The 12,026-nt window shown below is 44.2% G+C and carries 9 protein-coding genes; 1 reads left to right on the top strand and 8 read right to left on the bottom strand.

What is annotated here, in order from left to right:
• Positions 1–269: 269 nt before the first annotated feature.
• The 7 genes from L696_RS0116350 to L696_RS0116380 form a co-directional block, all read right to left on the bottom strand.
• Entirely contained in the window at positions 270–1,847 is a 1,578-nt protein-coding gene (locus tag L696_RS0116350; RefSeq protein ID WP_025684609.1) for a glycoside hydrolase family 43 protein, read from the bottom strand.
• The gene (locus tag L696_RS0116355; RefSeq protein WP_025684610.1) at positions 1,813–2,817 is read right to left on the bottom strand and encodes a pectinesterase family protein; all 1,005 of its coding nucleotides are present in this window, start codon (positions 2,815–2,817) and stop codon (positions 1,813–1,815) included. The genes L696_RS0116350 and L696_RS0116355 overlap by 35 nt, the downstream gene beginning before the upstream one ends.
• 25 nt (positions 2,818–2,842) lie before the next feature.
• Positions 2,843–3,727, bottom strand: a complete 885-nt coding sequence (locus L696_RS0116360) for a dienelactone hydrolase family protein (protein ID WP_025684611.1) — start codon at positions 3,725–3,727, stop codon at positions 2,843–2,845.
• A 24-nt stretch (positions 3,728–3,751) separates the two neighbouring features.
• Entirely contained in the window at positions 3,752–5,113 is a 1,362-nt protein-coding gene (locus L696_RS0116365) for a glycoside hydrolase family 28 protein (protein ID WP_025684612.1), read from the bottom strand.
• Between the two features lie 238 nt (positions 5,114–5,351).
• Positions 5,352–6,854, bottom strand: coding sequence for an extracellular solute-binding protein (locus L696_RS0116370; protein WP_049827415.1), 1,503 nt, complete (start codon positions 6,852–6,854; stop codon positions 5,352–5,354).
• A 28-nt stretch (positions 6,855–6,882) separates the two neighbouring features.
• Complete coding sequence (locus tag L696_RS0116375; RefSeq protein ID WP_025684614.1) at positions 6,883–7,506, bottom strand: YesL family protein; 624 nt, start codon at positions 7,504–7,506, stop codon at positions 6,883–6,885.
• A 21-nt stretch (positions 7,507–7,527) separates the two neighbouring features.
• The gene (locus tag L696_RS0116380; RefSeq protein WP_025684615.1) at positions 7,528–8,499 is read right to left on the bottom strand and encodes an ABC transporter permease; all 972 of its coding nucleotides are present in this window, start codon (positions 8,497–8,499) and stop codon (positions 7,528–7,530) included.
• A 268-nt stretch (positions 8,500–8,767) separates the two neighbouring features.
• Here L696_RS0116380 and L696_RS0116385 point away from each other — a divergent pair, with 268 nt between their 5' ends.
• Complete coding sequence (locus L696_RS0116385) at positions 8,768–9,652, top strand: carbohydrate ABC transporter permease (RefSeq protein ID WP_025684616.1); 885 nt, start codon at positions 8,768–8,770, stop codon at positions 9,650–9,652.
• Positions 9,653–9,682: 30 nt separating this feature from the next.
• On the opposite strand, the gene L696_RS0116390 is transcribed toward L696_RS0116385, so the two are convergent.
• Positions 9,683–11,944, bottom strand: a complete 2,262-nt coding sequence (locus tag L696_RS0116390) for a helix-turn-helix domain-containing protein (protein ID WP_025684617.1) — start codon at positions 11,942–11,944, stop codon at positions 9,683–9,685.
• Positions 11,945–12,026 lie beyond the last annotated feature (82 nt).

A 12,026-nucleotide genomic window follows, 5' to 3' on the forward strand; every position in this document is an offset into this window, starting at 1 on the left:
GCTGCTTGTAGAGCACTATTCCGGCTACTCTGTTTTCATGTATATCTTTCGTTCAGCTCATACCATGAAAAAAAATCCAAAAGCCCTTGCTTCAAAGCAAGGGGCTTGAAGAAAATACCTTGATAAAAAATAACACCTGGTTACCACGGATGACTGCGGTTGCTTAAACAACATGTGTTGCACTTATATGTTATAGCGGCGACCCGCCTGCTGCAATCATCAAAAAGTACAAAATGTTAGATAGACAACACAATCGTTATATTGTTGTTTTAAGAGGAGGGATGATCTTGTCCATGATACAGAAAGTTGCTAAAATCAGCGTAGCTGCCTTGAAATTGTTGCATGTCGTGGGCGGCAATCCCTACAAAATTTCCTGTAAATCCACCTGATAAAAAGCTGATATTTTGCTTTTCAAAAAGCGGAGTCCAGGCAGGTTCATTCCCGAGATGGTAATAAAACTGTCCTTGGGTTGCCTGGACTTCTACAGCCAAATGTACAGGAAAATCCTCCTGAAGCGTAATCACATGGGGAACTAACGTGAATGTATCAGCTTCACATTGCATCATGCGCAGCACTTTTCCTTGTCCCTCTTCATAACTGACATAGGCATACAGATAATTTTCATCATTTAGATACAGCAGGAGCCCCGCCATTTGCAAATAGCTTACAGGTTGATATTCCAATGCCGTTTCTACCCGAAAATGATGATCGGTTTGCCGGATGGCAAGCATATGATGCTGAAACAGGCTTTGAATGGATTCTCCAGCCAGAATTCGGAGATAGCCCGGACGCTGGCTCAGTGAGCACCAACGATCATCCGCCAATATACGCAATGTGTTCCACGTTTTATTTAAAACGGGTCCCTTAAAAAAGTCTTCGAATACAAAACTGTGCTTCTGCCCTGCCGTGAAAGGGGTTCCGATAGGTGCAGGTACTTCTAATTGCGGCGTATGGCCCCCTGCCGTTAATCGCAACCAGCCTTCATCATTCCAGTACACGTGCTGCAAGGCCGTTTCTCGCCCTAAAATGGCATATTTCCCTTCCAACGGACGTGTACATAAATGAGCCATATACCAATCGCCATCTGGCGTCTGCACAAGACTGCCATGTCCTGCACATTGTAAAGGGAAGTCAGGACGATCGCGTGACGTAAGCATCGGGTTTTGTGGGTCCACTTCATACGGCCCGGATAGCTGCTTCGAGCGTGCTACAGTAACCGCATGTCCCGTACCCGTTCCACCTTCCGCTGTAATAAGGTAGTAATATCCGTTTTGCTTGTAGATATGGGGGGCTTCTGTCTTTTTCAAAGGCGTGCAATCAAAAATTTTCACAGGCTCACCAATAAGTTGTTGCTGCCTGCTATCGTATTCCTGCATGACAATACCTGAAGATTTATTGCTGTCCAACATGCGGTAATCCCACAATGCATTCAATAGCCATTTACGTCCGTCCTCGTCATGAAATAAAGACGGATCGAATCCACTGCTGTTAAGATAAACCGGGTCTGACCACGGTCCTTGGATCGCAGGCGCCGTCATCACAAAATTATGAACATCCTTGAACGGGCGTCTGGTGCTCTTCACATCCGTATAGAGCAGATAAAAAAGGTTATCCGCGTAGCTAAGCTGCGGCGCCCAAATGCTGCAATTTTCCGGGTTTCCTTTTAAATCAACCTGATCCGTTAAAATATCCGTACAATGCTCCCAATGGGCCAAATCTTTGGACTGATACACCCGTACTCCCGGCAGCCACTCAAACGATGACACGACAATATAGTAAGTATCCTCGACTCGTACAATACACGGATCGGGATTAAAGCCTTTTAATATGGGATTTTGGATCATCATGAGAAATGACTCCTCCTTGCTTCCAAAAAGCGTCTCCACCAAAAACCTGCTCCTTGCTCCACGCTTCTGCTCCTGCTTCAAAACAACCCGCCCACGGAACACGCTGCCTACGCAACGAGGCAACCTCGGATACACCATACTCCTGATAACAAACGGTTTTCTCATTTGCAGCATCGTCCCAATTGTCCCAGCCCCGTGGATCAATATGTTCGCCCATTTTACAATCCACAAATACAGTCTTGGCATACTCACGCCACGGCCGCCCCAAAAATACCGGAGTAATATCAGGCTCTGCGGTTAAGTAACATTGGTTGAACACATAGCCATACGCTTGTCCCTGAGGAGTAGAGGCGGCAGTGACATAGCTCGTTTGGTTCTCATGATGGCGCAAACTGCGAATTTCGCAATATTCAAAATAAGCTGTCGCTCCGCCAAAAATGAAATCGACCGTGCCCTCGATATAGCAATGCTGATAGAGCTGACGATAGTGCGCATGATGCTCTTTCAAATGGATGCCACCAAACTTCAGCCGTTCTTTCGGTGCCGGAGGCAGGGGGCCTGTAAATAACGTATCCTGATGCCCGCGAAAGGTACAGTTTCTAAAAACCGTTTCATCACAATGAGCATACACCGCAACAGCCTGCCCAATGGCTTCTCCCTGTCCAGCCGTGTTGGAAATGATAAGATTTTCCAGGATCAAATGACTGCCGCCTAAAAATAAAGTGGGAGTCGCAAAGGTTCCTATTTCGTCACCTGCCTCATCCCGCTCCCTGGCATACCGATGCATTCGAATGTCTACCTGTCCGATGCCTATGATATGAAGATACGAACGGTAAATCCGCACCTCTTCCTCGTAGGTACCCGATAAAATATACAGCGTTTCCATTTCATTGGAAGACGACTGCTCCAATGCCGCAATCGCCTCCTGAATCGTATGGAAATCACAAAAGGATTCTTTCCCTACCAGCATGGTTGCCCCAATCCTTTCATTGAATTTACAGATACTCGGCTAAAAATGATTGCCACGCCGTTCGCATTTCCAAAGTCTCCATATGCCCGCCACCTGCAATCACAGGCTGCCAATGCTCAGGGTGACCTGCTTCCTGGTAAGCTTTCAGCAGTCCCTTCGCTAAATGCTCAACTCCTTCAATAGGACACATTCGGTCATTTTGGCCTGTTATGCTCATTCGTGGACGGGGAACAATCCGCTTTTGAATATCCAGCGTAGTAAAATGCTTTAACAAGCCAGGGACATAGGAATAGAAGCCATGGTGATCCAGACCCCTTTTGGCGATCAGCGTATGGGCATCTACCTGTCCGCAAATATCAATCGTGACCTGTATCCGCTCATCTAACGCTGCCAGCCACCACGCCATCAGGCCCCCCATCGACATGCCGATGGTTGCAATGCGAGAAGCATCAATGTCCTCACGCTGGCACATATAATCCACCAGACGACGGTTATCGTACAGCATCATGCCCCACAGCACTTGGCCCTGCCAGAGCATTTCCTTTACCAGCTCACTTTCGGTTTTACCCCCGCGTTCATTAAAGCCCCACATGTCAATACAACAAGCGCAATAGCCCATGTCTGTCAGGGTTTTAGCAAACGAGGGCTGCTGCAAGTAAGAACTGCTATGGATCAGTTCCTTGCGCCCGTTCGTATAATTGCCTCCATGCGAATGGTTGAAAATGACCACTGGAAACGGACCGTTTCCTTGTAATGGTGTGGCTACATAAGCTGGCACAGGCTCGATTCCGTTGATGTCCAGCAGGAGAGATTCCAGTTGGTATCCCTCTTGCTCCTCTTGCTTTAGCAGGGTGGCTGTAACGGGTCGATCTGCCGGAAGGTCTCCCAATGATGCTTGCAGCTTATCCACGTTTTCCCTCCTTCCATGCCCCTCCTAATTAAAAATATTTTGTTCAGAAGGTTGTATCGTTACTTGTTCAATCAGCTTTTCAGGTTGGTTTGTATTCTTCGAATGACAACGGTTGACTTCAACGCCTTCCCCGTTTTCAATATAAAAAGCAGGACCTTCATGATTCTCAATGGTCACCTGTTGAAAACGGATATCTCTAACATTGCCTAAATAAAAACCACGGTTGTTCATATCCTCGATCCCTGTCATCATGGCAGGACGGCCGGGAATTGCATTCTTCGCCATGGAAATATCAATATTGGAAAATGTAATTTCAGCAATATATTGTTCTGCAAGTCCGTATAAGAACCCCGCTGCCGCATGAACCTGACGTGCCGTGATATCGGAAAAATGAATCCGTCTAAAGCACGGCGTTTCATCGGTAATTGGATAGGGATTTTTGTCCCAGACATATTTGTCTTTGCCCCGAGGGCCGCAGAAATAATAGAGATTCAGAATAAATGGACAAATCACATCTTCCATCACAATATTGCTAACGCGAATATCCTCGACGATTCCGCCGCGTCCCCGTCTTGATTTCAGGCGGATGCCCCGATCCGTTTGCTTGAACACACAATTGCTGATCGTGACATTACGGATATCTCCACTCATCTCGCTGCCCAGTACGACAGCGCCATGTCCATGCACCATCGTACAGTTGGTAATCGTTATATTTTCACAAGGAATCTTCTCCTTTGTATCTTCGGTTCCTGCTTTGATCGCAATACAATCATCGCCCACATCAATATTGCAGTTGCTAATACGAACATTGGAACAGGATTCGGGATTAATGCCGTCCGTATTGGGGGAATCCGCCGGGTTAAGAATGGACACATTGTCAATCGTGACGTTGTAGCAAGCGATGGGATTTACAGTCCAACTTGGGGAATTTTTCAACATAACATCTTTAATGGTGACCCGCTGACAACGATCAAAGCTGATTAATTTCGGTCTGGGGTACTGCAACTGCTCCGGATGATTCCGATGCTTTTCCCACCACGGCTGACCATTTCCATCCAAAGTACCGCTGCCTGTAATTGAAATATTTTCGAGGTTCTGCCCGTAAATGCACGAAGCACGTACTTCCCGCTGAACGCCTTCCCATCTGGACTCCACCACAGGATAATCCTCCGGGTCGGAACTAAAGGAAAGAACTGCACCGGGGCTTACATGCAGTTCAATGTTACTTTTTAAAAAGATAGCCCCTGTCAGATACGTACCTGAGGGAACAAAAATCGTTCCTCCCCCGGCATTGCTGGCCGCTTCAATCGCAGCCGTAATCGCTCCTGTTACTAATGTCTTGCCATCCTCAATTGCTCCATAATCTACAATGTTATACACTTGCATCTCGGTTCTCTCCTGTCTTTCATATTTTGTGGATACGAAAATGATTTATAGGCTGAACTTAAAAATACACTGGAAAACGGAGTAGGCGGAATGGTGCTGAACAAGCGTCAGCAGTCGCCTTTGCCCCCGGATTTTTACATTAAATAAATTGTTCAAGAAATCTGAGGGCAACAGCGATGGTAAGCACCATCCGCCTGCGTAGTGGCACTTCATGTACACTGATGTTCAACCTATATCCTTATTTTTTTGATTTCTTGTACGCTTCCTCATACTCAGAGATGATCTGTGATCCACCAGAATTTTTCCAGTTCTCTACGGCTGCTTTGAATCCGGCTTCATCGGTCTCACCCATAATAAATTTGAACGTAGCATCGGTAATAATTTTTTCAAGTTCAGTTCCTTTTTCATTGGCAGTTACAGAATCCAGAGGAACAGTTGGGTCCAAAACGGCAAAATCGTTATTTTCCTTGATTAATTGATTGGCTAGTTCCTTCTCAGGGTTGGCATCTTTTAACGTGTAAGTTACTTCACTCGGTCTGGAGCTTGCAAACGGCTGTACATCTGCTTGCCACAAATCGGTGTTAATAATTCTGAAAGCTCCTTCATTATCAATGTCATAATGAGTTCCCTTGATACCACCTGTCATGTCCATAAATACTTCTTCATCAATCAAATCATTGACAAATTGGAGCAATCTTTTCAATTGAGCTTCCGTCTTTACCTCGGATTTAGGAAATGCCAGCAAACCGCCAACTCCGCTGCCCTCGGACCAAATGTGATATTTACCGTCTCCATTGGAGATTTTGTTTACAGGCACCAGCTTAAGCCCCTTTTGCAAGCCTTGTGACAGATTTCTCAAGTTTGTGATATCCACCATTCCCGTATAAATTCCGGTTTTCCCTTGAGCAAATTGCTGCTGCTGATCAGTTTTAGCGGTTACGGCGAAATCCTTCGATATATACCCGTTCTTATATAATTTATTGGAATACTTTAACGTTTCCAAATATTGAGGTGTATCAAATTCCGGCGTAAACTTGCCATTCTCATCTACTTTCCAGCCATTAGGTGTGCCAAAATAAGAGCTTAAGGTTTTAAAGCTGCTGTAGCGCAGATCAGATCTGTCGCCAAAGCCTGTCGTATCCTTTTTGCCATTACCGTCCGGATCATCTTCTGTAAACGCTCTCGCAACTTCGTATAGCTCATCCAAGGTCGTAGGTACTTTAAGTCCTAAACGATCCAGCCAATCTTTGCGAATAACCAAGCCTGCTCGTGCCAAATTTTTCTGGAATGGAACTCCATACAGAACTCCCTCGATGGAAGCTGCATTTCTAACTTCGGGAGGTATCTTTTTTAAATTGTCATAATCGTCCAGATAGCTCCCTACATCCCAGAATAGACCTGATTTCAATGAACTTCGAACTGAAGAATTTGTCATCATCGTAAGAGTCACGATATCCGCCAATTCACCGGACGCCAGCGCTGTAGTGATTCTCTCTTCTTTCGATGCATCAGGAACCCAGTTGAACGTAATCTTGGAATTCGTGTATTTTTCAATTTTGTTCTTAATCGTATCTGTAGGTGGAGAGGCTGTGTGCAATACATTTAACCAGGTTAATTCCAGCTTTGAATTCGGATCATACGTTTGGTTGGCTTGATCTCCTGCTCCTTTTTCACCACAGGCTGCTAAAAAAATACTCATGACCATAAGTACGGCTAGAAGGCCCGATATCCCTTTTTTCATTGTGTTTGCTCCTTTTCTGATCGTATATTCATGCCATATCTTCCTCTTTCACCAGAACCTCTCGCTCTATTTTGCTAAACACCTGATGCGTCATCCACATCACGAGATAACCGATAATACTGGCTCCGGCAAAAGTCAGAATTCCTGGGTACAAGCCTAGAATCAATGTAAAAAGCGCGACAATCGCAACAAAAAGAACAAGTGTATATTGCAAATACGAAAACCCAATCACCACGGACATTCTGATTTTCAGCTTGATCCCTTTCCAATCATAATGAGCCAGTAACGGGAAAATGTACGCCAACGAGATGAGATACAAAAAGGCACCAATAAGCGTCACTACGCGAACATACCAGGACGAGACATTGACGATATCCACATAGAGCACGTAGCCCACGAGGCTGTAAATCGCTCCAATGATCGCCGCTTCTTTAAAGCTTTCTCTAAAGTAACGTACAAACGTGGAGAAAATGGCGACCTCCTCATTCCCCCGAATCCATTGCCTTAAAATACTGAGCATAGCGACAGTTGCAGGTCCCACGCCTATAAATCCCAAGCCCAGAATCGTCGCAACCGTCCACAGCAAATTAAGGTAAACCAGCCGGAGTAGGCGCATACACCATTTGTTCATGTTTTCTACAAACCGTACCATTCCGCATCCTTCCCGTCGTCATTAGTAAACGCCGTCTTCACCAAATTTCTTGGCCAGTCGATTGGAGCCCATGATCAGGATTAATCCCACCACGCCTTTAAAAAGTCCTACCGTCGTACTGAAGCTTAATTGTCCATTCTTTAAGCCCGCTGTATAAATGTAGGTGTCAAAGATTTCGGCAACCTCGCGGTTTAATGAGTTCAATAGCAGATACATATGCTCAAAGCCCAAATCCAGCGTGCTGCCGATTTTCAAAATTAACAACGTAATAATGACTGGGCGAATCGCAGGCAAGGTAACATGCCATGTTTTTCGGAGACGTCCGGCACCATCCATTTCTGCTGCCTCATACAGTTGCGTATCCACGACTGTAATCGCCGATAGATAAATGATGGTGGACCAGCCGAGTTCCTTCCAGATCACTTGCCCCATATAAACGGTACGCAACCATTCCGGGGAAGTTAAGAAGCTGATCTTCTCACCGCCTAGCGCAGCAATCATTTCATTCAGTACCCCGCCGTCTACGGTTAAAAATACATAGGAAATCGAAACAATGATGACCCATGACATAAAGTGCGGGATGTAGATAATCGTTTGGATGATATTTTTAAAAACAAGCTTCCTGACCTCATTCAGCATCAATGCCAAAATAATCGGTAATGGAAAGAAGATCACAATGTTGAGCGCAAACAAAACCAAGGTGTTACGTAATAGCATGAAAAACGTGGGCTCGGTAAATAAACGAATGAAATGCTTCATTCCTACCCACGGGCTGCCCGTGATTCCCAGAAAGGCTTGATAATCCTGAAACGCAATGACCAGGCCGCCCATAGGTAAATACTTAAAAATAATGAAGTACACCAGCCCGGGTAAAACCATCAGATACAGCAACTTATGTTTTTGCATACGTAAAAGATTTTCCGTCGTTCTGTTGTTCTTTTTCTTTTTCATATTCGGTTTCATGTTCGGTGCGGGGACACTTGAAACTTTCATTAGCTCGACCTCCTTCAAACGTTCCTGTATACGTTTTCAAGAGTACGTGATTTTTTGCGTTACGCATATAATCATCAAATGATAGCGTTTACAAAACCTTATATACCGCCTATTTTCCGGCTTTTCACCTTACCTAATGATTACTACACAACCTAATGATTACCCTCTTTTTTCCACGCTTAGGAGAACACCTCAAGATTTGATTATATACGGAATTCCGCCCTCTTGATACAGTTTACATGTAAACGATTACGAGGAGGTCAAACACTTGGCGCAAAAATCACTAAAAAAAGAATCGCTGGGCAGTCGTATTTTTACCATCGTAAACAGTACATTATTAATTCTCATTGCCCTCACTTGTCTCTTGCCTTTTCTGAATATCATCGCCAGCTCTTTTGCCTCAACCCAAGAAGTGGTAGCTAAAAAATTCATTTTGTTCCCTGTCACCTTTTCCCTGGATGCATATCGGTATATCCTGTCGACCCCAACGATTTTCAGAGGACTAGGGGTTTCGGTCGGAGTGACTGTCGTCGGTACCGTGGTGAGTATGATCTTTACGGCTTTTATGGCGTATGGATTATCCCGAAGATATCTACTTGGCCGAAATACGATTAACTTTATTGTCGTGTTTTCCATGTTGTTTAGCGGGGGAATGATTCCGACTTTCCTGGTGGTAAAAAGCATGGGGCTTATCAATTCGTATTGGTCTTTGATCCTTCCCGTGGCCATTAATGCATTTAACCTGATTATCATGCGTAACTTTTTTCAGGCGCTACCGGATGATCTGGAGGAATCGGCCAAGATGGATGGGTGCAACGATTTTGGCATTTTCTTTAAAATTATGCTTCCGTTAGCGATGCCTTCAATTGCAACCATTTCACTTTTCTACGCGGTGGCCTACTGGAATACGTATATGCATGCCATTCTCTATATTAATGATTCCGCCAAATGGCCTATTCAGGTCTTGCTTCGCCAAATTGTAATCGTTTCCAGTGGTATGCAGGCAGAAGGAACCTCTGTGGATGTCATCCCACCTGCGCAGACGATTAAGATGGCGGTCATTGTGGTTGCAACCGTTCCTATGCTAATCGTGTATCCATTTGTGCAAAAACACTTTGTCAAAGGAGCATTATTAGGGGCGGTAAAAGGATAAACTGCCCCTTGATTGCTAGTGAAGTTCAATTTAATTCGCTTGCTTCATCTTACGGTATGCTCCGGGCGTGACCTGCTCCTTCTTCCGAAACGAGCGGATAAAGTTCTGCGGATTATGATATTGCAATCGCTCGGCGATTTCTTTAATCGTCATATCCGTTTCAATGAGCCACTTTTTGCCCATTTGCAGCCGGTAGCCCATTAGATATTCGCTGAACGTCGTACCGTATTCTTTTTTGAAAATACTGCTTAAATAATTGGGATTGTAATGTAGACGGTCCCCAATGAGCTCCAGTGACAATTCCTGGTCATATTCAGCCCGGATCATGGCGGCAATTTTCTCGGAGAGACAGCGGAATTGCTGGTTTGTCTTCTCCTTCATGCTTTTTACCATAGGGGAAATGACTTGCTCCACCAGCATACGCTCGATCTCTTCCGGATTACGAATGTCCAGCAGCCGATGGTACAACGCATGATTGTTCTGCGTCAGCAGCACTTCAATCCCTAACAGCTGCTCTAATTGAATAAGGTTATTCACAAACCGCACCAACAGCACCTCAAAGTTCATGGAATGATTGTTTTTTGTCATTATTTCTCCCAATAAGGAATGTACGGTTAGACGTACTTGCTCTTCATCTCCTATTCGAATGGCGTCAAACAGCTGTGATTCCATTTCCGTCGGATAATGAAGCAGCACCGGGCCTGAAATGACTGTGGAAATGTCTTCATAAAATATAATGGATTCTTTGCCTAAATTTAAACGGTGGTGCAAGGCTTGCTTACTCATCTCACAGGCTTCCTTGCTTTCTAACAAATTGTCATACAATTTACTAATGCCGATACTGATGGATACATTCAAATACTCTTTTACGGTTCGAATTAAAAGGGTGGCATCATCCAGCACTTGCTTGTTTATTTCCTGTTCATTCTTTCCTGTAAACATTAAAATGGTCGCCTGAATGTCATCGTTCAAAATGATGGGAAGCATTCGCTGCTGCTCTGGAATGGTTTCTTCTACGATTTTGTTAATAGCCAGCAGTAAAACGTCCTTATCCGAGGGCTCCCGATCTCCCAGATTATCCAGTTGAATCAACAGGGTAATATACATTTGGTTCTCCAGTTGCGGATAGCCCAAACGTGGCATTTTTCGTACCAATTCCTCTGCTGAAATACGCCTGCGAAACAGGTTAAGAATCAATTGGGTTTCAAGCTGTGGCATTTCGGACTGAATGAGGCTTTCCAGGCTTTCCTTTTCCGTTACAATGCTGTCAATGGAATCAATAATCCAGTCAATTTCATTTTTGGAAGGCTCATTTTTGAACGAAAAATTAGGATTTTTAGGCAGGCTGCGTTTAATTTGCTGGAATGGCTTTGTAAAATAGACGGCTATGATATACGCCACCACCACAATCAAGAGTGTAAGTACAAGTACCATCGTGATGATCCCGAATTTGGTCGTTTGGAATGCATTCGAAATCTCCTTTTTATCTAATACCGTTAAATACATCCAGTTGTTATAAGCAGACTTGGCATAAATGACTTGCTGAGCAGGCTGATTCTTCGTTTTTTCCAGTGTCAACATGCCTGAATTGTCGGTTGTATCCGTAGCCTCTGAAATGTGCTGAAGCTGCTGGGTGGTCAATAATTGTTCAACGGGTTCTGTTTCGTACATTAAATCGCCTTGTTTATTCAGAATAAAAACGGCCATGTGATCCTCTGCTTGAATTGTACGATTTAACGTTTGTAACGAAATATCCGACAGCGCAATGGCTTGCTTCTTTTTGGAGAATACAGGCAAAGTATTTACAAAGCGGATTCCCTTGTCTGTTTTAATCCAGAATAGCCCTTGATCCTGATGGTCGATATAGGTTTTAAATAGCTTCTCCCGTTCTGTTTTCGTCAAATAGGACAGGCTTCCATTGGAGATTTTCCAATTCTGATCCAGGCTAATCAGTGAATATTCTGTTCCTTCTAATCCCATCGTAGCAATATAATTGAGTTGCGAATTCACATTCCGATACGCTACAAAATCTTTTTCTGTAATGGGATGTTTTACGACTTCATCAAATGAACTGGTCGTACTATACGTATTAAAAGCATATTCAATCGTTTGGATTTTCTGCTCCAGACTGTTTTTGATCTGCGTCATGTAGCTTTGTTTACTGTTGGAAACCCTTTCCAAAACTGAGCTAATTGTTGTAAAATAGATGTAGCTGCCGAAGCTGGCCACCAACCCTATTCCCAAAACCAGAATCGTAATAAAAATGGTGTAGAATATCCTGCCTTTTTTCATTGCGCTCCCCCTTTGGTTCTATGCATCACACCAAAATTATAGCGCTTTCACAACAAGGTTTAAATCATTTTTTTCACGTGTG

Source organism: Paenibacillus maysiensis, assembly GCF_000520815.1.
Classification (GTDB): domain Bacteria; phylum Bacillota; class Bacilli; order Paenibacillales; family Paenibacillaceae; genus Paenibacillus; species Paenibacillus maysiensis.

Coding starts and splice junctions, on each gene's coding strand:
- L696_RS0116350 (WP_025684609.1), bottom strand. CDS start 1,847: ATGATGATCCAAAATCCCATATTAAAAGGCTTTAATCCCGATCCGTGT.
- L696_RS0116355 (WP_025684610.1), bottom strand. CDS start 2,817: ATGCTGGTAGGGAAAGAATCCTTTTGTGATTTCCATACGATTCAGGAG.
- L696_RS0116365 (WP_025684612.1), bottom strand. CDS start 5,113: ATGCAAGTGTATAACATTGTAGATTATGGAGCAATTGAGGATGGCAAG.
- L696_RS0116370 (WP_049827415.1), bottom strand. CDS start 6,854: ATGAAAAAAGGGATATCGGGCCTTCTAGCCGTACTTATGGTCATGAGT.
- L696_RS0116375 (WP_025684614.1), bottom strand. CDS start 7,506: ATGGTACGGTTTGTAGAAAACATGAACAAATGGTGTATGCGCCTACTC.
- L696_RS0116380 (WP_025684615.1), bottom strand. CDS start 8,499: ATGAAAGTTTCAAGTGTCCCCGCACCGAACATGAAACCGAATATGAAA.
- L696_RS0116390 (WP_025684617.1), bottom strand. CDS start 11,944: ATGAAAAAAGGCAGGATATTCTACACCATTTTTATTACGATTCTGGTT.